1 protein-coding gene is annotated in these 380 nt (G+C 70.8%); it reads left to right on the plus strand.

The features are described from left to right. Positions 1–110: 110 nt before the first annotated feature. On the plus strand, positions 111–380 hold a 270-nt coding region (locus ADK55_RS39945; RefSeq protein ID WP_234350171.1), incomplete at its 3' end, for a hypothetical protein.

Consider the following 380-nt stretch of genomic DNA (forward strand, 5'->3'; position numbering starts at 1 on the left):
GCAGGAATCCCGGAGCTGATCCCGGCACGCGCCGATCGGCAGTCAGGACCGCGCCAAGTGCGCACCACCACCGCGGCTCATCCCCACACCGCCTCACACCTGGAGTCCCCGTGACGCTCAACCCCCGTACCGAACTGTTCATCATCGCGACCTACGCCAAGGCCCTCGCCCAGCACGCCGACACTCCCGCCGAGGAGCGCCCCGCGCTCCTGGCCCTCGCCGACGAGGCCGAGTGGACCGGCCGGCACTGCTACCCCGGGGGACCGTGGGAGTGGTCAACCCTAAAAGTCCAAATGATCGTTTCCGACCCCCGGCGTGACCCCGTCCCCCCCGGACCCCCCCCGCTGGACCCCACCGACACCGCCGGTCTCCTGTTGGAC

The organism is Streptomyces sp. WM4235 (genome assembly GCF_001279725.1).
GTDB lineage: Bacteria > Actinomycetota > Actinomycetes > Streptomycetales > Streptomycetaceae > Streptomyces.